22 protein-coding genes are annotated in these 23567 nt (G+C 57.6%); 6 read left to right on the forward strand and 16 right to left on the reverse strand.

The features are described from left to right. Positions 1 to 3: 3 nt before the first annotated feature. From tatA to udp, 6 genes are all read right to left on the reverse strand, one after another. Positions 4 to 255 carry a Sec-independent protein translocase subunit TatA gene (gene tatA, locus ACLH1U_RS23755; protein WP_002883425.1) on the reverse strand — a complete coding sequence of 84 codons (252 nt, stop codon included), beginning with the start codon at positions 253 to 255 and terminating at the stop codon, positions 4 to 6. A 129-nt stretch (positions 256 to 384) separates the two neighbouring features. Continuing rightward, on the reverse strand, positions 385 to 2025 hold the full coding sequence (gene ubiB, locus ACLH1U_RS23760) for a ubiquinone biosynthesis regulatory protein kinase UbiB (protein WP_032454523.1): 1641 nt from the start codon (positions 2023 to 2025) through the stop codon (positions 385 to 387). Continuing rightward, complete coding sequence (locus ACLH1U_RS23765) at positions 2022 to 2627, reverse strand: SCP2 domain-containing protein (RefSeq protein WP_411299483.1); 606 nt, start codon at positions 2625 to 2627, stop codon at positions 2022 to 2024. Before ACLH1U_RS23765 ends, ubiB begins: the two co-directional genes overlap by 4 nt. Positions 2628 to 2640: 13 nt before the next feature. Next, positions 2641 to 3396 carry a bifunctional demethylmenaquinone methyltransferase/2-methoxy-6-polyprenyl-1,4-benzoquinol methylase UbiE gene (ubiE, locus tag ACLH1U_RS23770; RefSeq protein WP_023291579.1) on the reverse strand — a complete coding sequence of 252 codons (756 nt, stop codon included), beginning with the start codon at positions 3394 to 3396 and terminating at the stop codon, positions 2641 to 2643. Between the two features lie 70 nt (positions 3397 to 3466). Next, entirely contained in the window at positions 3467 to 4915 is a 1449-nt protein-coding gene (rmuC, locus tag ACLH1U_RS23775; RefSeq protein WP_411299484.1) for a DNA recombination protein RmuC, read from the reverse strand. 132 nt (positions 4916 to 5047) lie between these two features. After that, positions 5048 to 5809, reverse strand: a complete 762-nt coding sequence (udp, locus tag ACLH1U_RS23780; protein ID WP_002883419.1) for a uridine phosphorylase — start codon at positions 5807 to 5809, stop codon at positions 5048 to 5050. Positions 5810 to 6081: 272 nt separating this feature from the next. Here udp and ACLH1U_RS23785 point away from each other — a divergent pair, with 272 nt between their 5' ends. Beyond that, complete coding sequence (locus tag ACLH1U_RS23785) at positions 6082 to 6894, forward strand: dienelactone hydrolase family protein (RefSeq protein ID WP_023291577.1); 813 nt, start codon at positions 6082 to 6084, stop codon at positions 6892 to 6894. A 59-nt stretch (positions 6895 to 6953) separates the two neighbouring features. Here ACLH1U_RS23785 and metE read toward each other — a convergent pair whose 3' ends face one another. Beyond that, positions 6954 to 9218, reverse strand: coding sequence for a 5-methyltetrahydropteroyltriglutamate--homocysteine S-methyltransferase (gene metE, locus ACLH1U_RS23790; RefSeq protein ID WP_110212301.1), 2265 nt, complete (start codon positions 9216 to 9218; stop codon positions 6954 to 6956). Positions 9219 to 9449: 231 nt separating this feature from the next. On the opposite strand from metE, the gene metR reads away from it, so the two are divergent. Then, positions 9450 to 10403, forward strand: coding sequence for an HTH-type transcriptional regulator MetR (gene metR, locus ACLH1U_RS23795; protein WP_032454519.1), 954 nt, complete (start codon positions 9450 to 9452; stop codon positions 10401 to 10403). Here the strand turns inward: metR and ACLH1U_RS23800 are convergent. The 3 genes from ACLH1U_RS23800 to pldB form a co-directional block, all read right to left on the reverse strand. Further along, the gene (locus tag ACLH1U_RS23800; protein ID WP_032454518.1) at positions 10291 to 11190 is read right to left on the reverse strand and encodes a carboxylate/amino acid/amine transporter; all 900 of its coding nucleotides are present in this window, start codon (positions 11188 to 11190) and stop codon (positions 10291 to 10293) included. The two genes, metR and ACLH1U_RS23800, sit on opposite strands and share 113 nt — an antisense overlap. A gap of 88 nt (positions 11191 to 11278) precedes the next feature. Further along, on the reverse strand, positions 11279 to 12079 hold the full coding sequence (gene yigL / locus ACLH1U_RS23805) for a sugar/pyridoxal phosphate phosphatase YigL (protein ID WP_017899394.1): 801 nt from the start codon (positions 12077 to 12079) through the stop codon (positions 11279 to 11281). A 44-nt stretch (positions 12080 to 12123) separates the two neighbouring features. Then, complete coding sequence (gene pldB, locus ACLH1U_RS23810) at positions 12124 to 13116, reverse strand: lysophospholipase L2 (RefSeq protein WP_008807942.1); 993 nt, start codon at positions 13114 to 13116, stop codon at positions 12124 to 12126. A gap of 109 nt (positions 13117 to 13225) precedes the next feature. Here pldB and rhtB point away from each other — a divergent pair, with 109 nt between their 5' ends. After that, the gene (rhtB, locus tag ACLH1U_RS23815; protein WP_002883411.1) at positions 13226 to 13846 is read left to right on the forward strand and encodes a homoserine/homoserine lactone efflux protein; all 621 of its coding nucleotides are present in this window, start codon (positions 13226 to 13228) and stop codon (positions 13844 to 13846) included. A 162-nt stretch (positions 13847 to 14008) separates the two neighbouring features. Then, positions 14009 to 14941 (forward strand): Rpn family recombination-promoting nuclease/putative transposase, encoded by a 933-nt coding sequence (locus tag ACLH1U_RS23820; protein WP_023291573.1) that lies wholly within the window; start codon positions 14009 to 14011, stop codon positions 14939 to 14941. Positions 14942 to 14985: 44 nt separating this feature from the next. Here the strand turns inward: ACLH1U_RS23820 and rhtC are convergent, their stop codons facing one another. The 3 genes from rhtC to pldA all read right to left on the reverse strand — a co-directional run bounded on the left by rhtC (position 14986) and on the right by pldA (position 18422). Further along, positions 14986 to 15606: a threonine export protein RhtC gene (rhtC, locus tag ACLH1U_RS23825; RefSeq protein ID WP_032454516.1), complete on the reverse strand. Its 621-nt coding sequence runs from the start codon at positions 15604 to 15606 to the stop codon at positions 14986 to 14988. Positions 15607 to 15667: 61 nt separating this feature from the next. Beyond that, positions 15668 to 17494: an ATP-dependent DNA helicase RecQ gene (gene recQ / locus ACLH1U_RS23830; RefSeq protein ID WP_032454515.1), complete on the reverse strand. Its 1827-nt coding sequence runs from the start codon at positions 17492 to 17494 to the stop codon at positions 15668 to 15670. A 67-nt stretch (positions 17495 to 17561) separates the two neighbouring features. After that, positions 17562 to 18422 (reverse strand): phospholipase A, encoded by an 861-nt coding sequence (gene pldA / locus ACLH1U_RS23835; protein WP_004886777.1) that lies wholly within the window; start codon positions 18420 to 18422, stop codon positions 17562 to 17564. A 152-nt stretch (positions 18423 to 18574) separates the two neighbouring features. Between pldA and yigI the strand changes: the two genes are divergently transcribed. Together yigI and rarD are read left to right on the forward strand one after the other, a co-directional pair. Further along, positions 18575 to 19039, forward strand: coding sequence for an acyl-CoA thioesterase YigI (gene yigI, locus ACLH1U_RS23840; protein WP_002883404.1), 465 nt, complete (start codon positions 18575 to 18577; stop codon positions 19037 to 19039). A 48-nt stretch (positions 19040 to 19087) separates the two neighbouring features. Beyond that, positions 19088 to 19984: an EamA family transporter RarD gene (rarD, locus tag ACLH1U_RS23845; RefSeq protein WP_023291570.1), complete on the forward strand. Its 897-nt coding sequence runs from the start codon at positions 19088 to 19090 to the stop codon at positions 19982 to 19984. Positions 19985 to 20068: 84 nt separating this feature from the next. Here the strand turns inward: rarD and corA are convergent, their stop codons facing one another. From corA to uvrD, 3 genes are all read right to left on the reverse strand, one after another. After that, positions 20069 to 21019, reverse strand: coding sequence for a magnesium/cobalt transporter CorA (gene corA / locus ACLH1U_RS23850; protein WP_002883400.1), 951 nt, complete (start codon positions 21017 to 21019; stop codon positions 20069 to 20071). A gap of 150 nt (positions 21020 to 21169) precedes the next feature. Further along, positions 21170 to 21226 (reverse strand): YsgD/CorL family protein, encoded by a 57-nt coding sequence (gene ysgD / locus ACLH1U_RS23855; RefSeq protein ID WP_349815745.1) that lies wholly within the window; start codon positions 21224 to 21226, stop codon positions 21170 to 21172. Between the two features lie 148 nt (positions 21227 to 21374). Then, positions 21375 to 23537, reverse strand: coding sequence for a DNA helicase II (uvrD, locus tag ACLH1U_RS23860; protein WP_004886784.1), 2163 nt, complete (start codon positions 23535 to 23537; stop codon positions 21375 to 21377). Positions 23538 to 23567 lie beyond the last annotated feature (30 nt).

The raw sequence follows: 23567 nt of genomic DNA on the forward strand, positions 1-23567 counted from the left end.
GAGTTACACCTGCTCTTTGTCGTGGCGTTTTGTCTCGTCTTTTTTTGCATCATCCTGTTTGTCGGCGATAGTTTTCGCCGTGAAATCTGCGTCTGGCGCCGACTTTTCGGGTTTATCATCATCACTCATGGCTTTTTTAAAGCCTTTGATGGATGCCCCTAAGTCTGACCCCAGTGAGCTCAGCTTCTTCGTCCCGAATAGCAGAACTACGATGACGACAACAATTAATAACTGCCAAATACTGATACCACCCATACACGTTCCCCTATGACAGATGATGAATTATGTGGACGCATTATACACGCCATCCTGCCAGCCGCCTCGCCGTCAGGCCACCGGCATGATTTTGCGCAAATAAGCCTGCGTCATGAAGTGGCGAACCGATCAGCGGGTTTTTCGCCAGCCAATCAGCCAGGTCACGACACCGCCGGCCATCAGCCAGCCGGGCATCATTCCCCACTCAGGGCGATGGATAAAGAGCAGCGTACCACTGAGCAATAAAACCGCGCCTATACCAAACAGATAACGGGATTGGCCCTGGCGCACATGACGCACATGCATATCCCGCACGATAGTATCGACGCTGGTCTGCAGCTGTTTGCTCTGCTGCAGGCTCTGATACACCAGCTCAGGTATTTCAGGCATTCTTTCGATCCAGAACGGCGCTTTGTCTTTAAACGCGCGCACCAGCGCCGGAATACCGACCTGATCTTTGATCCACGACTCAAGGAAAGGCTTCGCCGTTTTCCACAAGTCTAACTGAGGATAGAGCTGCCGGCCTACCCCTTCTACGTAAAGTAATGTCTTCTGTAGCAAAACAAGCTGCGGCTGGACTTCCATATTGAAGCGCCGCGCGGTGTTGAACAGATTAAGCAGCACGTGGCCGAAGGAGATCTCCGCCAGCGGCTTCTCAAAGATGGGCTCGCAGACCGTGCGGATCGCGAACTCAAACTCTTCGACATTGGTGTCCGGCGGAACCCAACCGGAGTCGACGTGCAGCTCGGCAACCTTACGATAATCGCGGTTGAAAAAGGCGATAAAGTTTTCCGCCAGATAGCGCTTATCTTCTTTGTTCAGCGAGCCGACAATGCCGCAATCGATACCGATATACTGCGGATCTTCCGGGTGCTCGTAGCTGACGAATATGTTGCCAGGGTGCATATCAGCATGGAAAAAACTGTCGCGGAACACCTGGGTGAAGAAGACCTGCACGCCCCGCTCCGCCAGCAGCTGCAGGTTGGTTCCCTGAGCCTCCAGCGCCTCGACGTCGGACACCGGAATGCCGTAGATGCGCTCCATCACCATCATGCTTTCGCTGCAGTAGTCGGGGTACACTTCCGGCACATACAGCATCGGGCTGTCTTCGAAATTACGCCGCAGCTGAATGGCGTTAGCGGATTCCCGCAGCAGGTTCAGCTCGTCCAGCAGCGTTTTTTCATACTCACGAACCACCTCCTGCGGGCGCAGACGGCGGCCGTCAGGCAGCAGACGCGGCACCCAGCGCGCCAGGCGGTAGATGAGCTTCATGTCCGCTTTAATGATCGGCAAAATATCCGGACGGATAACCTTGATCACCACCTCTTTGCCGTTCTCTTTCAGACGCGCGGTATGCACCTGGGCGATAGACGCCGAGGCTAACGGCTCAACGGAGAAATCATCAAACCAGGCCTCCACCGGCAGGCCACCCATCGCTTTCTCTATCTGCTGCTGCGCGAGCTTCCCGTCAAAGGGCGCCACGCGGTCCTGCAACAGCGCCAGCTGATCGGCAATATGCGGCGGAAAGAGATCCCGCCGCGTGGACAGCATCTGGCCGAATTTAATCCACACCGGCCCCAGCTCCTGAAGCGCCAGCCGCAGACGGGCGCCAAGGGGTTGATCCTGATGGCGGTTTGGCATCCAGAACAGCATCCGCCGCCAGATACGCAGCGGCAGCGTGATCCGCATTTTGGGGATGAGCTCATCGAGCCCGTAGCTCAAAAAGGTGTGGACGATGAAATACAGGCGCCGTAATTCTCCTGGCGTCATTTGCCCTCCAGCGTTTCCAGCCGTTTTTCCAGTGCGGCCAGCGCGTGTTCAATAGCCGTCGTCTCTTCAGCAAACCAGGCCAGCTCCAGCGGCCCCGGCGCCAGGCGCCACTCTTCAGTGATCGCTTCCGCGACATAGCGCTGCTGGCGCTGCGCCCCTTTCAGTAAAAACTGAGCGCCGCCGCGGAGGACTTTACCGACGCCTTCGGCCACGATGTCGCCGGTGTAAGGCGCCAGCAGTTCAGCGGGATCGAACTCCGCCAGATCGCACAGGGTGACCATGTTCTGCACCACCTGCAGATCGCCCTGCACTTCCAGCTCGCCGCTGCGGATAAGCGCCGTGAGCTGCTGACGGTTGCGCAGTTTTGGCAGTACGCTGAGCCGGGTAATCACGGTGCAGTCGGCCTCTCCCTCCCAGGCGCTCAGGACATCAACCTGGCGTTCGCTGAACACCAGCACCACGGGCGTGGAGAAGTCCTGCAGCTGTACCCGCAATACCTTGCCCAGCAGGCGCTGGCGGGCGGGTTTTAGCGCTTTGTCGCGCCAGAGGAAAGTATTCAGCGCCGTTTCAATGCCAGCGGTCACCAGGGGTGTGAAAGGCATAGCGTCCCTCCTGTCAGAACTTGTAACCGCGATGCAAAGCAACGATACCTGCCGTCAGGTTGTAGTAGTCCACGCTTTCGAAGCCTGCATCCTGCATCATCCCTTTCAGGGATTCCTGGTCCGGATGCATACGGATCGACTCCGCCAGGTAGCGATAGCTGTCGCCGTCTTTTGCCACCAGCTCGCCCACCTTCGGCAGGATATGGAAGGAGTAAGCGTCGTAGGCTTTGCTCAGCGGTTCAATAATGGGTTTAGAAAACTCCAGCACCAGCAGACGTCCGCCCGGCTTCAGCACGCGGTACATCGAACGCAGCGCTTTTTCTTTGTCGGTCACGTTACGCAGACCGAAAGAGATGGTGATGCAGTCAAAGGTATTATCAGCAAACGGCAGGGCTTCCGCGTTGGCCTGAACATACTCAACGTTACCTACGATGCCGATATTGCGCAGCTTTTCGCGGCCCATTTTGAGCATTGAATCATTGATATCAGCAAGCATAACGCGGCCGGTTTCCCCTACCAGACGGGAAAACTTAGCCGTCAAATCACCGGTACCCCCCGCCAGATCCAGCACGGTCTGCCCGCGACGTACACCGCTGCAGTCGATGGTGAAACGCTTCCACAAACGATGGATACCAAACGACATTAAGTCATTCATCACATCATACTTTGCGGCGACAGAATGGAATACATGCGCCACCATGTCTGCTTTCTGCTCTTTAGCGACCGTCTGAAAGCCAAAGTGCGTCGTTTCTTGTGAATCCTCAACCATCTTTATGCCTGCTTGCTTTTCAAGAAAATGTTCACTGAGTGTATCAGACTCAGCGCATTTCCCATACGTTTCAGCGTGGCGGAGCCGCCTCCCGGCTGCGCACCGCCTCGGCAGAGTCGGGCGAAAATGCGTCATTTTCCGGCAGGTTATCCTCCTCTTCGAGACGATATTGATCGTCCTGAGCAGTGGCTTGTTCGACTAAATCAGGATTAATCCCGCGCTTGACCTCCACGCCCAACCCGCGAAAAGCCTCCGCCTGAGCCAGCAGATTACCGCGCCCGGAAGCGAGCTTTTTCATCGCCTGGCGATAGTTCTCTTGTGCTTTATCCAGACTCTGGCCGATAGCGGACATATCGTCCACAAACAGGCGCATTTTGTCGTAAAGGCGCCCCGCCCGCTCGGCGATCTTCTGCGCGTTGCGGCTCTGGTGCTCATAACGCCACAGATTGGCGATGGTGCGCAGGGCCACCAGCAGCGTCGTCGGGCTGACCAGCATAATATTATTTTGCAGCGCCTCGCTGATGAGCTCGGGTTGACGATCAATGGCCAGCAGAAATGCCGGCTCGACGGGAATAAACATCAGCACATAGTCGAGGGAGCGCAGGCCCGGCAGTTGCTGATAATCCTTGCGTCCCAGCAGGCGAATATGATTACGCACCGAGGCAAGGTGCTCCTGCAGCGCGACTTCGCGGGTGTAGTCGTCCTCGGCGTTGAAATAGCGCTCATAGGCGACAAGGGTCATTTTGGCGTCGATAACCACGTCTTTACCCTGCGGCAGGCGCACGATGACGTCCGGTTGCATCCGCGAGCGGTTGTCGGTCTCGATGCTGACCTGGGTCTGGTACTCATAGCCTTCCCGCAGGCCGGAGGCTTCCAGCACGCGGGTGAGAACTACTTCCCCCCAGTTGCCCTGAGTTTTGTTATCGCCCTTCAGCGCTTTGGTCAGGTTCAGCGCCTCCTGCGCCATCTGCGCGTTCAGCTGCTGCAGGTTGCGGATCTCATGCGCCAGGGTGTGCCTTTCCCGTGCCTCCTGGCCGAAGCTCTCCTGCACCTGGCGGCGGAACCCGTCCAGCTGTTCGCGCAGCGGGGTCAGCAGGCCATGCAGGCTCTGGCGATTTTGCTCATCGACGCGTCGGTTGCTGTGTTCGAAAATGCGGTTGGCGAGGTTTTCAAACTGCTCGCTCAGGCGCTGCTCGCTGTTCACCATCTGGCGGATCTTATCTTCCGCATGCAGCTGGGTGGATTCGAGCCGGGTGGTAACCTCCCGCAGATCGGCCTCCAGCGAGGTATTGATATCCCGCAGGCTGCGCAGCTCGTTGTTCAGCAGCTCGCACTCTTCACGCCAGTGGGCGTCCTGTACCAGCTGCTGACGGGCGGCGCTCAGCTCAATATCCAGCTCTCGCCGCTCCTCGATAAGATCGGCCCGAATTTGATCGGCGCGCGCTTTGGTCGCCAGCCAGCCGACGATTAATCCAGCAGCCAGTGCGATAACCGCGCTGATAATAATGGAGAGATCCACGACGCCCCCTGCGATAACCTGATGACACAAAATAGAATTGTGCTGTACAAACGTCCAGTTTAAAAGGAATTTCCTGCGAGAGGCGACGCAAAAAAAGGCCGGAGGATCCGGCCTGACAGGGAAAGCGTTGAATTACAGCAGACGGCGCGCCGCTTCCACGACGATTTTCACCGCATGGCTTTCGGTTTGCTTCATGGTTTCGGCGTTAGGGATCTCTTGCTGGGTACGGTTAACGATAACCCCGGCCACCATCCCGGCGCGCAGACCCTGGCTGGCGCACATGGTCAGCAGCGTAGCGGATTCCATTTCATAGTTCATCACGCCCATCGCCTGCCACTCTTCCATGGAGCCTTTGAAGCGGCTCACTACGCGGCCGGAGAAGGTGTCGTAACGCTCCTGTCCCGGGTAGAAGGTATCCGAGGAAGCAGTCACGCCGATATGGGTGGTGGCGCCAATGGATTTCGCTGCTTCCACCAGCGCGGTGGTGCAGGCGAAATCTGCGACGGCCGGGAATTCCATCGGCGCGAAGTGCAGGCTGGCGCCGTCCAGACGAACGGAAGCGGTAGTCACCAGCACATCGCCAACGTTGATGTGCGGCTGAATGGCGCCGGTGGTGCCAATGCGCAGGAAGGTACGCACGCCAAGCTGCGCCAGCTCTTCCACAGCGATAGACGTAGACGGGCCGCCGATGCCGGTGGAGCAGACGATCACCGGTTTGCCGTCCAGTTCCGCGCGCCAGGAGGTAAATTCGCGGTGAGATGCCAGCTTAACCGGCTTATCCATCAGCGCGGCGATCTTTTCCACACGCTCCGGATCGCCAGGGACGATAGCCAGCGTAGCCCCTTGTAAATCGTTCTTGGTGAGGCCGAGATGAAAAACATCAGACTTGGACATAAAAAACTCCTCTGTGGGTCGAATTATCAGCAGAAGCAAAACGGTACTGTACAGAAGCCCCTGGCAACATTTTGTGATGTTAGTCACCAAGAACAATAATGATTGCAGTTGTTTTTCAGGAAATAGTGATAAACATCACATTAACAAGTTATATTCATCGTCACTGAACAAAAGATAGCCGCTTTCAGGCACTGTGCTTTATTACCGCCCGAACTAAAGGTAAAGGGTCTATAGTTACTGATGCGCTAATAAATAAGGGTACGGAGAATACCATGACCACCACCAAGCAACCTGGATTCGCACCTGCAGCCTCGCCGCATGCCGCAACCGCCGTTCATACGCCGGAAGAGCATATTGTCGCCGGAGAGACCTCTATTCCCTCTCAGGGGGAAAACATGCCGGCTTACCATGCCCGCCCGAAAAACGCCGATGGCCCATTGCCGATCGTCATCGTGGTGCAGGAAATCTTCGGCGTGCATGAGCATATTCGCGATCTTTGTCGTCGCCTGGCGCAGGAAGGCTATCTGGCTATCGCGCCTGAATTGTACTTCCGTCAGGGCGATCCGAATGAGTATCACGATATCCCGACCCTGTTTAAAGAGCTGGTTACGAAGGTGCCGGACGCGCAGGTGCTGGCGGATCTCGACCACGTCGCCAGCTGGGCGGCGCGCCATGGCGGCGATGCCCATCGTCTGCTGATCACCGGCTTCTGCTGGGGCGGACGTATCACCTGGCTATATGCTGCCCATAACCCGCAGTTGAAGGCGGCGGTAGCCTGGTACGGCAAACTGGTAGGAGAAAAATCGCTGAATTCGCCAAAACACCCGGTGGATATCGCCGTCGATCTTAACGCCCCGGTACTCGGCCTGTACGGCGCTAAAGACGCCAGCATTCCACAGGACACCGTCGAAACCATGCGCCAGGCGCTGCGGGCGGCCAACGCCACGGCGGAAATCGTGGTCTATCCTGAAGCCGATCACGCCTTTAACGCCGACTATCGCGCCAGCTATCATGAAGAGTCAGCCAAAGACGGCTGGCAGCGGATGCTCGACTGGTTTGCTCAATATGGCGGTAAAAAAGGGTAATCGTCCGAAGCAGGAAAAAAAGGAGGCAAATGCCTCCTTTTTGATTTTTCGGGTGACGATCAGGCAGATTGACGCAGGTTACGCGCCGCTTGCACCATATTCGCCAGCGCGGCGCGAGTCTCCGGCCAGCCCCGGGTTTTCAGGCCGCAGTCCGGGTTAACCCACAGCCGCTCCGCCGGGATACGCTGCGCGGCTTTTTCCAGCAGCGCTTCGATCCACTCCACGCTCGGTACGTTTGGCGAGTGAATATCATATACCCCCGGCCCGATTTCATTGGGATACTCGAACACTTCGAACGACTCCAGCAGTTCCATGTCTGAACGCGAGGTTTCAATGGTGATCACGTCGGCGTCCAGCGCGGCGATGGAGTCCATGATGTCGTTGAACTCACAATAGCACATGTGGGTATGGATCTGAGTGTCGTCTTTGGCCACCGCGGCGTTAAGGCGGAAGGCTTCCACACCCCACTGCAGATAGGCATCCCAATCGCTGCGCTTCAGCGGTAACCCTTCGCGCAAAGCAGGCTCATCAATCTGGATGATGCCGATACCGGCCGCTTGCAGATCCGCCACTTCATCACGCAGGGCCAGCGCAATCTGTTTCGCGATGGTTTCACGGCTGACGTCTTCCCGCGGGAAGGACCAGCACAGAATCGTCACCGGTCCAGTGAGCATCCCTTTCACCGGCTTGTCGGTCAGCGACTGCGCGTACTTCGCCCATTCGACGGTGATCGCCTGTGGACGGCTGATGTCGCCGATCACCACCGGCGGCTTCACGCAGCGGGAGCCATAGCTCTGCACCCAGCCGTTTTGCGTGAAGATGAAACCGTCCAGATGCTCACCGAAGTATTCCACCATATCGTTCCGCTCGGCTTCCCCGTGCACCAGTACGTCTAATCCTAACCGCTCCTGCTCGACGATCGCCTGCTTAATATGTTCCGCAATGCCGGTACGATAATGACTGGCGTCCAGATTGCCCTTTTTGAAATCCAGGCGCAGGCCGCGGATCTCGGTCGTCTGCGGGAATGACCCGATAGTGGTGGTCGGCCACGCCGGCAGGTTAAAGCGTTGACGCTGCGCCTGAGCGCGAACCTCATAGGGGCTGGCGCGCTGGCTGTCCTGAGCGGTGATCGCCGCCAGCCGTTTTTCCACCGCCGGGTTATGTACGCGCGTCGAATGGCGACGGGCATGGACTGGCGCGCTCCACTCGGTAATCGCCGCGGTATCGCCGCTGTTCAGCGCATCGCGCAGCAGCGCCAGCTCACCGCATTTTTGCAGCGCGAAGGCAAACCAGCTCTTCACTTCCGCATCAAGGCGCGTCTCCACGCTCAGGTCGATCGGGCTGTGCAACAGAGAGCAGGATGTCGCGACCCACAGTTCGCGCTTACCGACGAGGTTTTTAATTTGCGCATATTTTTCGGCGAGATCGGCGCGCCAGACGTTACGCCCGTTGATCAGGCCGGCGGACAGCAGCCAGTCGGCAGGCAGACATTTATGCAGTTCGGCGACATCATCTTTACCGTGGACCAGATCGACGTGCAGCCCCTGGACCTGCAGCGCAGCAATGGTCTCGAGATTGTCGCTAACGCCTTCAAAATAGGTGGTCAGCAGCAGTTTGACCTGGCCCTGCAGGGCGTCATAAGCCGGTTTAAAGGCCGCCAGCCACGCTGGCGGCAGCTCCAGCACCAGCGCCGGTTCATCAATCTGCACCCACTCAATGCCGCGCTTCGCCAGTTCGGCCAGCACCTGCTGATAAACCGGCAGGATGTCATTCAGCAGGCTTAGACGGTCAAACGGTTCGCCTTTCACTTTGCCCAGCCACAGATAGGTCACCGGCCCCAGCAGCACGGGCTTGATCTTGTGGCCCAGCGCCAGCGCTTCGTCCACTTCATCCAGCAGTTGGGTCCAGGTCAGTTTGAACTGCTGGCCCTTCACGAACTCTGGCACCATGTAGTGATAGTTGGTGTTGAACCACTTGGTCATTTCCGCAGCGGCCGCTGGCTCGCCGGTGGGAGCGCGGCCGCGGCCAATGCGGAACAGGGTATCGATATCGACAGAGCCGTCTTTGTTCTGATGACGAGCCGGCACGTTGCCAAGCAGCAGGCTGGTGGTCAGAACATGGTCGTACCAGGCGAAATCGCCCACCGGCAGCAGGTCAATACCGGCCTGCTTCTGCTGCTCCCAGTGACGGGCGCGCAGTTCCCGGCCTACCGCCAGCAGTTCCTCGCGAGTGGCATTGCCCGCCCAGTAGCTCTCTTGCGCTTTTTTCAGCTCGCGGCGCAGGCCAACGCGAGGGAAACCGAGGGTGTGGTTAATAATTGTCATTTTTTGAGCCTCATAATTGCAATCCGAAAGATTTCGGATTTAGGGAAGGCGGCAAACTTGCTCATCCCCAGGAGCTTACTGAAGTCAGTGACTGGGGTGAGGAAGTGCAGCCAACGCACCATAAATTCGAAAGATAAAGGATTTAGCCATCCAGATGTTTACACATCCATAATTGGCAGTTACTGTATATTCCTCAAGCGCAAATTGCTCATGGCGAAGTGAAGGACTTTCATGATCGAAATTAAACATCTGAAAACGCTGCAAGCGTTGCGGAACAGCGGTTCACTGGCGGGCGCAGCGGCTGCCCTGCATCAGACCCAGTCCGCCTTGTCTCACCAGTTCAGCGATCTGGAACAGCGCCTCGGCTTTCGTCTCTTTGTGCGTAAGAGCCAGCCGCTGCGTTTTACTCCTCAAGGGGAGATCCTCTTACAGCTGGCCAACCAGGTGCTGCCGCAGATCGCTCGCGCCCTGCAGGACTGTAACGAACCACAACAGACCCGGCTGCGGCTGGCTATCGAATGCCACAGCTGTATTCAGTGGCTCACGCCGGCGCTGGAGAATTTCCGCGCCCGCTGGCCGCACGTGGAAGTCGACTTCCATTCCGGCGTCACCTTCGACCCGCAGCCCGCGCTGCAGCAGGGCGAACTGGATCTGGTCATGACCTCAGATATCCTGCCGCGCAGCGGTCTGCACTACTCGCCAATGTTTGATTATGAGGTGCGCCTGGTGCTGGCGCCTGAGCACCCGTTAGCCATGAAGACGCTGATTACGCCGGAGGATCTGGCCACGGAAACGCTGCTGATTTATCCCGTGCAGCGCGGACGCCTCGACATCTGGCGTCATTTCCTGCAGCCGGCCGGCATTAGTCCCCAGCTGAAAAGCGTCGATAACACGCTGTTGCTGATCCAGATGGTGGCAGCCCGGATGGGTATCGCCGCGCTGCCGCACTGGGTGGTGGAAAGTTTTGAACGCCAGGGTCTGGTGGTGACCAAAACCCTGGGCGAGGGATTATGGAGCCGGCTGTACGCGGCCGTTCGCGATGGCGAACAGCGTCAACCGGTCACCGAAGCGTTTATTCGCTCTGCGCGGAACCACGCGTGCGATCATCTGCCGTTTGTCCGGAGTGCGGAGCGACCCAGCGTCGATGGACCCACAGCGAGGCCAGGATCACCAACGCTCCGCTAATAAAGCTCGGCCAGTGCGGCTGCTCCTGCCAGATGGCAAGGTTAACCAACAGCCCGGCGGGGACATGGACGTTATTCATGATCCCCAGCGTGCCGGCATCCACCTGAGTGGCGCCATAGTTCCACATAAAGTAGCCCAGCCCGGAAGCCACGACGCCAAGCCACACCAGCACGCTCCACTGCAGCCTGGTGGTCGGCAGCTTCTGTGGGTTGCCCAGCATAAACCATGCCGCCACCGCCACGATAAAGGCCCCGACATAGAACCAGGCAAAGGCATTGTGCTGCGGCATCGGTAGCACCTCCATCAGGCGCTTGTAACCCACCATCCCGATGGCGAAGCAGAGGTTTGACAACTGCACCAGTAACAGCCCGGTCCAGAAATGATCGCTGACTTTGTCGTAACGGATAATCGCCGCCCCCAGCACCGCCAGCGCGGCGCTCAGCAGATAGCCCCAGCGTAGTTTACGTCCGCTGAGCAAATCGTAGATCAGCGTGATGTATAACGGGGTAAACACGGTAAACAGCAGGAATTCCGAGACCGTCAGATAGAGATAGGCGCGAAAGGCCAGCAGGTACATGATGCCAAGCTGCATCGCGCCCACCAGCATATAGAGCACGATCGTGCGCGGAGACTGGCCGCGCGTCCGCAGGAAAGGCAGGAACACCAGCGCCGCCAGGCCCACGCGCATCAGCACCGAAAAATAGCTGTCGACGCTACCGGCCAGGTACTCGCCAATCAGGCTGAAAGAAAAGGCCCACAGGATAGTGGTGATAATTAACAGCGCCACAATGGTCGTCTCGTTGGATAAAGAACAGGCATTGTAGCGAAGAGTCAGGTTGACGACTGGACAGTTATTCGCCAGTCGTCAATCTTTTTCAGTCGAGGTACAGCTTACGCAGATAGTGCGGGACCGCATCGTCGGCGTTGCTGCCGATCACTTCCAGCTCCGGATGCAGATCCTTCAGCCGCTGGTGGGCGTTGGCCATAATGCAGCCTTTACCGGCCATCGACAGCATCTCGGCGTCGTTCATGCCGTCGCCGAAAGCGATGCAATCGGACAGACTGTAGCCGAGCATTTTCGCCACCGCCTCCAGCGCATGCCCCTTCGATACCCCGCCCGCCATCACCTCCAGGCAGGTTAAGGTGGAGAAGCTGACGTTCACGCGATCGCCCCAGCGGGCGTTCATCGCCTGCTCAAGCGGCAGTAAATGTTCGTGATCCTCACAGGTAAAGAACACCTTGCTGATCCCCTGCGGATCCAGTTCGCCCGGCTCATACAGCTTGTAGTTAAACACCGCCTCTTTGAAAAAGCGCATCTCTTCCGGGCGATGGCGGTTCATATACCACTCATCTTCCCGATAGACGTTAGTGACAATTTTCGGGTCGTTGCGCACGATTTCAAACAGGTCGGCGGCAATATCGCGGTCGAGGTTATGGGCGAAAATTTGCTGGCCATCGCTATCGTGAACGCGGGCGCCGTTAGAGGTGATCATGTACGACCGGATGCCGAGATTATCGCGGATCTGCCCGACGTCGATGTAGTGTCGGCCGGTGGCGAAGACGAAATTGATCCCACGGGCGGTAAGCAGCTTCAGCGTCTCTTTGGCATACGGGGTCAGGAAATGATCGGGGGAAAGCAGCGTGCCGTCTAAATCAGACGCAACAACCTGGTACATAAAAAAGTTAACCTCTAAGCAGGGCGACGAGCGTTATCGTCGGATTAAGTATGTCGATTGAAAAACTCGACGATGGCATTGAGCGCGACTGAGCGCATAGCGTCCTTTTCAAAAAGGATCTCATGGTATGCCCCTTCAATGACGAGCGGCTTTCCGCCCTCACAGGGATGGCCGGCGGCGGCCCGTAATTCACAATAGCGGTCGTGCATCAGATTATCGACCACTCGCTCCTCTTCCGCCTGCAGCAGCAGCGTCGGGGCCGTATCTTTCTCCACATTCGCCAGCACTTCGTCACCGGCCAGCATGCCTTCGCGCACCCAGTGCCAGGTCGGGCCGCCGACCTGCAGTCGCGGCTCGTCGGCATAGAAGCGCAGGTTACGACGATAGCGTTGTCGACTGTGCGTCAGCACGTTAACGGCAAAAGGCAGCGCCCGCCAGCGTCCGGTGCCGATGGCATACTCTTCGCGAATGCGCTGATGGCCCTCAGCCCAGTCGAGAATATGCCGCACCATCCAGTCCGGCAGCCGAATGATAATCCCGAACATCGGCGCGCAGAGCGCAATGGCATCGCAATGCGCCTGGTAGCGTTGCAGAAAAAGCGTGGCAATCGCCCCGCCCATAGAGTGAGCGAGAATAAACCGTTTTCGCCAGTGGCCCGGGACCACCTGCTGCTGCCAGAGCGCAGCCAGGTCATCAACATAATCGCTGAAGTTAACCACGTGCCCGCGGTGGGTATCAGAGAGCAGACGACCCGAGCGTCCCTGGCCGCGATGATCAATGATCATTACGTCAAAGCCGCTGTGAAAGAGATCGTAGGCCACTTCAGCATACTTCACGTAGCTTTCAATGCGCCCGGGGCAAATCAGCACCAGCCGATCGTTATTTTGCGCGCAAAAGCGAACAAAGCGTACCGGTACATCATCGACGCCTTTAAATTCAGCCTCTTCGCGCTGTCGCCAGAAATCCGTCAGCGGCCCCATGCTAAAGGCCGCAAACGCGTTTTCTCGTGTTTCCCAGTCCTTTTTCTGCCCAAACATCGGGTTTACACCCCTGTTAACCGCTGAAAATCGTTTTTTTGCCGTGTATCACACAATGCTGACACAATAGCGTATTGTGGCATAAAAACAGACAATCAGGGAGTTTCTCATGACCATTGAGTGGTGGTTTGCCTACCTGCTGACATCAATCATTCTCAGCCTGTCCCCGGGTTCCGGAGCGATTAATACCATGACCACCTCCATTAACCACGGTTACCGCGGCGCGGCGGCGTCGATTGCCGGTTTGCAGACCGGGCTGGCCATTCATATCGTGCTGGTCGGCGTCGGCCTCGGCACTCTCTTCTCTCGCTCGGTGCTGGCCTTTGAGGTGCTGAAATGGGCCGGCGCAGCCTACCTGATCTGGCTGGGTATCCAGCAATGGCGCGCGGCAGGGGCCATCGACCTGAATACGCTGGCGAAGGCGCAGACCCGCGGCAAACTGTTCCAGCGGGCGGTGTTCGTGAATCTCACCAATCCTAAAAGCATCGTTTTTCTGGCCGCCCTGTTTCCACAGTTTATCCTGCCCCACCAGCCCCAGGTGATGCAGTATCTCGTTCTGGGCGTCACCACCATCGTCGTCGATATCATTGTGATGATTGGCTACGCAACCCTCGCACAGCGTATTTCAGCATGGATTAAGGGGCCAAAGCAGATGAAGGCGCTGAACAAAGTCTTTGGTTCACTGTTTATGCTGGTTGGGGCGCTGCTTGCCTCCGCCCGTCACGCCTGAATGATGGAATCTCGCTCGCAAAGAGAGATTCGCCTGGCTGGCGAAGCCATCTCTCTGCGCGAGCCGGCGCGCAAAGCGGGAAATTAATCTTTTTGCCCGCTGTCGACGCTGAGCCCGCCGTGCCAGGATGCCGCCAGAGACGTGATTCACGGATGAACGGCGATGGCAGAAACGGCGACCCCACATGATGCGGTATTTAAAACTTTTCTGTCGCGGGCAGAGACAGCGCGCGATTTTATCGAGATCCACCTGCCACCGTCGTTAACAGCGATCTGCAAACTGGATACCCTGCGTCTGGAATCCGGCAGCTTTCTTGAAGACGATCTCAGGCCCTACTACAGCGATATTCTCTATTCGCTGGAAACCACCCGCGGTAAAGGGTATGTCCATGTTCTGATCGAGCACCAGAGCGCCCCCGATAAACTGATGGCATTTCGCTTAATGCGCTATGCCGTCGCCGCCATGCAGCGCCATCTGGAGAGCGGCCATAAAACGCTGCCTCTGGTTATTCCGGTCCTCTTCTATCAGGGACGACGCAGCCCCTATCCCTGGTCTATGAGCTGGCTGGATAATTTCGCCGATCCCGAGACCGCCCGCCAGCTCTATAGCGGGGCGTTTCCGCTGGTCGATATCACGGTGATCCCCGACGACGACATTATGCAGCACCGCAGCATGGCGGCCCTGACGCTGGTGCAAAAACACATCCGCCAGCGCGATATGGCGCAATTGCTGGATAAGTTGACCCAACTCTTAATGCTGGAGCAGATGAGCGGACAACAAATCACCGTATTGGTAAACTATATGGCTCAGGCAGGGGATGCCGAGGATACTCGGGCACTCTTATACGGGCTGGCACAGCGCGTGCCGCAGCATGGAGGATTACTGATGACGCTGGCGGAAACATGGCTCGCAGAAGGTATGGAAAAAGGCATCAGGAAAGGCGTACAGCAAGGCATAAAGGAAGGTATAAAGGAAGGCAAACATCAGGCCTTGCTGCAGGTTGCCGAAGCGATGCGCAAACGCGGGATCGATGACGAAGCGATTATGGAAATGACCGGTCTGTCTGAAGACGAGCTGCAGCGGCTTCGCTATTGACACTTTCTCCACCCGGATATAGCCGGGTGGAGCATCGCGCCAGGTTAACGCGAGATAATCAGGTGGATGCCGAAGCCCGCAAACAGCGTGCCGGCGATACCGTCGATCCACTTCGCCATCCGCTGATAGCCGCGGCGCATCCCCGGCAGGGCGAACAGGCTGGCAACCACCAAAAACCAGGCCAGCGTCTCCATGATAATCAGCAGAAAAATGCCCCAGCGCGCGCCGGCGCCAACGCTGTCACCGACGAACAGCGAGAACACCGAGCCGAAGTAGATAATCGCTTTCGGGTTCGCCAGATTGGTCAGCAATCCCTTCAGGAAGCTGCGTCCGCTGTGGGCCAGTTCAACCTGCGGTTCTGCCGGGGACACCGCCTCTTTTTTCAACGCGCCGCGCAACATCTGATAGCCCATCCAGCACAGGTACAAGCCACCGCCGATCATAATGATGTTGTGCAGCCATGCCATTCTGGCGAGGATCAGGTTCAGGCCGAGCAGCGCAACCCCCGCCCAGATCATTACGCCGCAGGTGATCCCCAGTACGCCCATCATCGCCTCTCTGCGCGAGCGGCTGATGGCCGTTTGTGAGACAAAGAAAAAATCCGGCCCCGGGCTCATTAGCGCAATGATATGCACCAGCGCCACGGTGAGGAAAAGCATCAGCATAGTTAACTCGCAGGAAAATAATGAAGAGGATAACTATTCTGGCACTTTTATAGCCAGCTGACTACTCATCGTCGCCATCGACATGCGACCGGATCAGCGCCATAAACGGCTTGCCGAAACGCTCGAGTTTACGTGTCCCTACGCCGTTGACGCTGAGCATTTCGCCAGCGGTTAGCGGCGACTGCTCCGCCATCTCAATCAGCGTCGCGTCGTTGAAGACCACGTACGGGGGAATGTTTTCTTCATCGGCAATCGCTTTACGTAACTTGCGCAGCTTGGCAAACAACTTACGATCGTAATTACCGCCGAAGGATTTCTGCATCGCCTTCGGCTTCAGCGCCACGATACGCGGTACGGCAAGCTGCAGCGGAACGTCGCCGCGCAGCACCGGGCGTGCGGCTTCGGTCAGCTGCAGCGCGGAGTGCTGGGCGATATTCTGCGTCACCAGCCCAAGGTGAATCAGTTGGCGGATCACGCTCACCCAGTGCTCGTGACTCTGTTCCCGGCCGATGCCGTATACCGGGAGCTTATCGTGGCCCATCTCGCGGATGCGCTGATTGTTGGCGCCACGCAGGACTTCCACCACGTAACCCATCCCGAAGCGCTGGTTAACCCGATAAATAGTGGAGAGCGCCTTGCGGGCGTCCATTAAGCCATCATACTGCTTCGGCGGATCAAGACAGATATCGCAGTTACCGCACGGCTCCTGACGTCCTTCGCCAAAGTAGTTCAGCAGCACCAGACGACGACAGGTCTGGGCTTCAGCAAACGCCCCCATCGCGTTCAGCTTATGCCGTTCGATATCCTGCAGCGGTCCGGCGGGCTTCTCTTCCAGACAGCGGCGCAGCCACGCCATGTCCGCCGGATCGTAAAACAGCATCGCTTCCGCCGGCAGGCCGTCACGCCCGGCGCGGCCGGTCTCCTGATAGTAGGATTCAATATTGCGCGGGATATCAAAATGCACCACAAAGCGGACGTTCGGCTTGTTGATGCCCATCCCAAAGGCCACTGTCGCCACCACAATCTGCAGATCGTCGCGCTGGAATTTCTCCTGCACGTCGGCGCGCACGTCGTTTTCCAGGCCGGCATGGTAAGCCGCCGCGCTGATGCCGCGGCTCTGCAGACGCGCGGCGGTATCTTCCACTTTCGAACGGCTGTTGCAGTAGATAATGCCCGATTTGCCTCGCTGATCCTGGACGTAGCGCATCAGCTGGTCGAGCGGCTTGAATTTCTCCATCAGCATATAGCGGATGTTCGGCCGGTCGAAGCTGCTGACCTGAATCAGCGGATCGTTAAGTCCCAGCAGACGGACGATATCGCGGCGGGTGGTGTCATCGGCGGTGGCGGTCAACGCCATAAACGGGATCTGCGGCATCCGCTGACGCAGCTGACCCAGCGCGGCATATTCCGGGCGGAAGTCATGGCCCCACTGGGAGATGCAGTGCGCTTCGTCCACCGCCAGCATCGCCAGATTCCAGTTCGCCAGATGCTCAAGGAAGTTGTCGAGCATCAACCGTTCCGGGGCGATATACAGCAGACGAACCTGCCCGCTGCGGCAGCCGGCCATCACGTCCTGCTGCTGTTCGCGGCTTTGCGTCGAGTTCAAACAGGCCGCCGCCACGCCGTTGGCCAGCAGCTGATCGACCTGATCTTTCATCAGCGAGATCAGCGGCGAGACCACGACCGTCAGGCCGCCCATGACCAGCGCCGGTACCTGATAACACAGCGACTTGCCGCCACCGGTCGGCATAACCACCAGGCAGTCACGGCCCTCGAGCGCCGTCTCGATAATCGTCTCCTGGCCAGGACGGAACTGCTGGTAGCCGAAGGTCTCTTGTAAAACCTGCTTAGCCAGCGATTCCTGATTTAATACTTCCGCCTGTGCCACGTTGACCCCATTTGCCTGAAAAGAAAACAGGCGCTATTTTCAGCGCCTGCGAGCCAGAGTGCAACGATTAAAACAGATCGTTAAGCATTAGCCCGACGCCGACGCGCGTTTGATTAAAGTTGTAGTCGATAAGCGATTCGCCGTAGCCGCTGTAGATCTGGGTGTAAGCGCGAACATGTTTGGTGATGGGATAGCTCACCCCAAGTTCCGCCCCGCCGTAGCCAGTATTCCAGTTGTATTGCCCCTGCGCGCTAAGGATCGCCTCGCCCAGCTGGTAGCCCACCTTCAGGCGGTAATAACCCATATATTTGGTGATGTCTGGGTTATCATCGGTGCTGCCCACCACATACCAGGGTTTCACTTCCACCAGCCAGTTGCCATTTTGCGCCATCAGGCGGGCATAAAGCCGGTTCCAGCTGCGTGAGGTGGGATCGGAACGGCCATTCGAGTCGTGGTTATATCCCATTTCGATATCGCGCAACGTCCAGCCGGCAAACTGATAGTCGGTCGCAAAGCCAAGAAACAGCTGGGGTTCGTAGTTGGTTTCGCGAAACGGCGCCGACTCTTTGCTGTTGGAGAGCTGCCACCAGGATTTCTGGGTATAGGACGCGCCGAGCAGCGAATTATCCCCCAGGATGCCGCGCCACAGCGGGAAGGCGAGGCTCAGCTGAAACTTCACTTCATCTTTACGGGCATTTTCGGCCCAGTCATAGCTGCGAATCGCCTCTTTATTGAGATCGCTGGTCCACGTGTAGAGCAGATAGTTGCTTTCATAAGGGTAGAGCAGAAAAGGATTATCATGATCCTGTAGCAGGTTGGCGATAATACTGCCGCGCACTGCTGGTTTGTCGTGTACCGACGCATCCTGCGCCATAACACCAGCCGGTAGCGCGCACAGCGCCGCCAGGCAGGCCAAAGAGATACGCATGCTGGTCTCCTGATAAATAGTTTTTATTTTTGTTTAACCTGAAGACATTCTACCTGTTTATTAATCCCCTGCCCCCTAATCCACTCCGAAAGTGGAAATCAATATTTTAGAAGCATAAAATCAACATTTTATTAACGAATGGAACCGGTGTTATGTCCGAACTTACTGCCGAAGCAGCTCTGAAACTGGTGGGGGAGATTTTCGTCTATCACATGCCGTTTAACCGCGCCCTCGGCCTCGAACTGGAGCGCTATGAAAAAGCGTTTGCCCAGCTCAGCTTTAATAATCAGCCGATGATGGTCGGCAACTGGGCGCAAAGCATTCTGCATGGCGGAGTGATCGCCTCCGCGCTGGACGTCGCCGCAGGGCTGGTCTGCGTTGGCAGCACCCTTACCCGCCATGACACTATCAACGAAGAAGAGCTGCGCCAGCGGCTTTCCCGCATGGGAACCATCGACCTGCGCGTGGACTACCTGCGTCCGGGCCGCGGCGAACGTTTTACCGCGACCAGCACCCTGCTGCGCGCCGGCAATAAAGTGGCGGTAGCCCGTGTGGAACTGCATAACGAAGCGCAGGTATATATTGCCAGCGCAACAGCGACCTATATGGTGGGTTGATTGGCCAAAATCGAGTAACATCACTCTCTTTGGCAATGGATTTTACCGATGGATGCGAAACAGACGCGGTTGGGGATTATTCTGGCCCTCGCCGCCTACTTTATCTGGGGTATCGCGCCGGCGTACTTCAAACTTATCTACTATGTTCCCGCCGATGAAATTCTGACCCATCGCGTGATCTGGTCTTTCTTCTTCATGGTGGCGCTCATCAGCGTCAGCCGCCAGTGGCCGCAGGTGAAAAAGCTGCTGAAGACGCCGCGCAAGATCTTCCTGCTGGCACTCTCTGCGGTGCTGGTCGGCGGCAACTGGCTGCTGTTCATCTGGGCGGTGAATAACCACCATATGCTGGAAGCCAGTCTCGGCTACTTTATCAACCCGCTGGTGAATATTCTGTTAGGGATGATTTTCCTTGGCGAACGTTTCCGTCGCCTGCAGTGGCTGGCGATGATCCTCGCCTTTTGCGGCGTGCTGGTGCAGCTCTGGACCTTTGGTTCGCTGCCGATTATCGGCCTTGGGCTGGCCTTCAGCTTTGCCTTTTATGGTCTGGTGCGCAAGAAAATCGCTGTCGATGCGCAGACCGGCATGCTGGTGGAAACGCTGTGGCTGTTGCCGGTGGCGGCGATTTGGCTGTTCGGCATCACCGACAGCCCCACCAGCCATATGGGGCAGAACCCCTGGTCGCTCAATCTGCTGCTGATGGCGGCGGGCGTGGTGACCACCATCCCTCTGCTGTGCTTCACCGGGGCGGCAACGCGTCTGCGGCTCTCCACGCTGGGCTTTTTCCAGTACATCGGCCCAACGCTGATGTTCCTGCTGGCGGTGACGTTCTACGGCGAAGTGCCGGGCAAGGATAAAATGGTCACCTTTGGCTTTATCTGGGTGGCGCTGGCGATATTCGTGATGGATGCGGTGTATACGCAAAGACGGGGGCGTCGGAGCCAGTAGATTGCCGGATAGCGTCTATGCCCTATCCGGCTTACAAAAGTCCAGCACCCAGGCCGGATAAGCGAAGCGCATCCGGCACAACAACTACAGCCAGTTTTTACGCTTGAAGTAGAGATACGGCGCCAGGCCGGCCAGCATCATAAAGACGATCGCCCCCGGGTAGCCGAAGCTCCAGTGCAGCTCCGGCATAAATTCAAAGTTCATTCCGTAGCTGGAGGCCACCAGAGTTGGCGGCAGGAACACCACCGACACCACCGAGAAGATCTTAATGATGCGGTTCTGTTCGATATTGATAAAGCCCATCGCCGCCTGCATCAGGAAGTTCACCTTCTGGAACAGCGATTCGTTGTGCGGCAGCAGGGATTCGATATCGCGCAGGATCTCCCGCGCCTGCTCCAGCTGGCCCGCCGGCAGGCGCGCCTTACGTACGAGGAAGTTCAGCGCGCGCTGGGTATCCATCAAACAGAGGCGGACCTTCCAGCCGATATCTTCCAGTTCCGCCAGCGTCGACAGCGCTTCGTCGTACTCATCGCCCTGGTGGCCTTCCATAATCACGCGGCTCAGCTTTTCCAGGTCGCTGTAGATGTTTTCTATCTCATCCGCCAGCTGTTCGATTTTGGTCTCGAACAGATCTAACAATAGCTCGTAAGCGTTACCGTCCACCAGCGTCTGGTTACGCACGCGCATGCGGTAGAGGCGAAAAGCCGGCAGTTCACGCTCGCGCAGCGTAAACAGGCGCCCTTCGCGGATAGTAAACGCCACGGTAGAGTTACCAGCGTGATCGTCGGCATCTTCGAAAAAGAAGAAGGAGTGGATATGTAACCCGTCTTCATCTTCAAAGAAACGTGCGGAGGCTTCGATATCTTCCAGTTCAGGGCGCGTCGCCAGGTTCTGACCCAGTTCCGTCTGCACGCGGCTTCGCTCATCATCGTCAGGCTCGACCAGATCGACCCACACCGAGCTGGCGAGGTGCTTGATCTCATCGGCTTCCAGGCGCGTTAAACGATTGTTTTCCAGTTGAAATGCGCTCAGCATGACCGGGACTCCCAATGCAAAAAAATTATCGGACAGTTCGGTGGGCACACAGAAACAAATTGGGTTTCAGACCATTAAGCCTGACTCAGCGCGACGGGAATGGGGCAGGTCGCTGACAACCGCTAAGGCTATCAGCATAAGAGGATAGCCTTAGGAGTTGTTCCTGAATGACAGGAAGTTGAGCCAGCATCTACTGGGTGTGTCCAAGGCGAATGTCCTCTTAGCGTAATCGTGCGCGCATGTTACGCCAGCGCAAAATCGGCGTCAACACGCAACGGAACGCGAAAGCGCAAATCAGGCGCCTTAACGTATAAAGGTAGCAGAATATTACAAAATAATGATATTTTTCTTAAAGTTACACTTCCTCGAGCCGGGCGTAAGCCGCTACCAGCCATTTGATCCCCTGACCCTGAAAAGCCACCTGCAGCCGGCTGTGCTCGCCGCTGCCTTCGAGGTTGACGATGGTGCCTTCGCCGAACTTCGGATGTCGTACGCGCTGGCCTAATTTGTAGCCGGTATCGCTCTCGGCAATCGGCGCGCCCAGTCGCTGATGGTTTACCGGGCGGCTTACCGTGGCCCGCAGACGCACCTCTTCTACGCACTCCTGCGGCAGTTCTCCAATAAACCGCGACGGGCGATGGTAAACCTCTTTGCCGTACAGACGGCGGGTTTCCGCGTAGGTCAGCGTCAGCTTCTGCATGGCGCGCGTCACGCCAACGTAGGCCAGACGACGCTCTTCTTCCAGGCGGCCGCCTTCATCAAGGGCCATCTGGCTCGGGAACATCCCCTCTTCGACGCCGACGATGAACACCTGCGGGAACTCCAGCCCTTTCGCCGAGTGCAGGGTCATCAGCTGAACCGCATCCTGCCAGGTGTCCGCCTGCCCTTCGCCCGCTTCCAGCGCGGCGTGGGAGAGGAACGCCTGCAGCGGCATCAGATCTTCATCTTCTTCGTTGTAGCTGAACTGGCGCGTCGCCGTCACCAGCTCCTCTAAGTTTTCAATACGGGTCTGGCCCTTCTCGCCTTTCTCCTGCTCGTACATCGCGCGCAGCCCGGAGTCTTTAATCACCCGATCGGTCTGGACGTGCAGCGGCATATCGGTGGTCTCCTGCGCCAGCGCGTCAATCAGCTCCATAAAGCGCTGCAAGGCGCTGGCGGCGCGACCGGCCAGCGCTTTATCTTTCAGCAGCTCGCGGCTGGCCTGCCACAGCGTCAGCTGACGATCGCGCGACGTCTGGCGCACCACGTCCAGCGTGCGGTCGCCGATGCCGCGGGTCGGCGTATTGACTACGCGCTCAAACGCCGCATCGTCGTTACGGTTGGCGATCAGACGCAGGTACGAGAGCGCATCTTTGATTTCCTGGCGCTCGAAGAAGCGCATGCCGCCATAGATGCGGTACGGCATGCTGGCCTGCAGAAGCGCCTCTTCCAGCACGCGCGACTGGGCGTTGCTGCGATAGAGGATGGCGCACTGCTCCAGCGCCCCGCCGTTCTCCTGCCAGGTTTTTATCCGGTTCACCACGAAGCGAGCTTCGTCGAGATCGTTGAAAGCGCAGTACAGCGAGATTGGCTCGCCGTCGGCGCCGTCGGTCCAAAGCTTCTTGCCCAGGCGACCGTTGTTGTTTTCAATCAGGGCGTTGGCGGCGCTGAGGATGTTGCTGGTCGAGCGATAGTTCTGCTCAAGGCGGATGGTTTCCGCACCGGGAAAATCGTTAAGGAAGCGCTGAATGTTCTCGACCTGCGCGCCGCGCCAGCCGTAAATCGACTGATCGTCATCGCCGACGATCATCACCTTGCCGGTATCGCCCGCCAGCAGGCGGATCCAGGCGTATTGAATGTTGTTGGTATCCTGGAATTCGTCGACGAGGATATTGGTGAAACGCTCGCGGTAGTGCTGGAGGATATGCGGCTTATTCAGCCACAGCTCGTGGGCGCGCAGCAGCAGTTCGGCGAAGTCCACCAGCCCGGCGCGATCGCAGGCTTCCTGATAGGCCTGATAGACCTTCTGCCAGGTCTGCTCGACCGGGTTGCCGTAGCTCTGAATATGATGCGGACGCAGCCCTTCATCTTTCTGGCTGTTGATGTACCACATCGCCTGACGCGGCGGCCACTGCTTCTCATCGAGGTTCATCGCCTTAATCAGACGCTTCAGCAGGCGCAACTGGTCTTCGCTATCGAGGATTTGGAAATCCTGCGGCAGGTTGGCGTCCAGATGGTGCGCGCGCAGCAGGCGGTGGGCCAGGCCGTGGAAGGTGCCCACCCACATGCCGCCCTGGGTGGTGCCCATCAGCTGGCCGATACGATGGCGCATCTCTGCCGCCGCTTTGTTGGTAAAGGTCACCGCCATAATAGAATACGGCGAGCAGTTCTCTACGCTCAGCAGCCAGGCGATACGGTGCACCAGAACGCGCGTCTTACCACTGCCCGCCCCTGCCAGCACCAGCATGTTGGTGCGCGAGGCCGCTACGGCTTCACGCTGTTTGTCATTGAGGCTGTCGAGCAGGTAAGAAACGTCCATTGGCACCGCCGGAAGAGAAGGGGTTCCACG

The sequence above is a fragment of the Klebsiella sp. 1SOBk5mer genome (assembly GCF_046603115.1).
Lineage (GTDB): Bacteria > Pseudomonadota > Gammaproteobacteria > Enterobacterales > Enterobacteriaceae > Klebsiella > Klebsiella quasipneumoniae.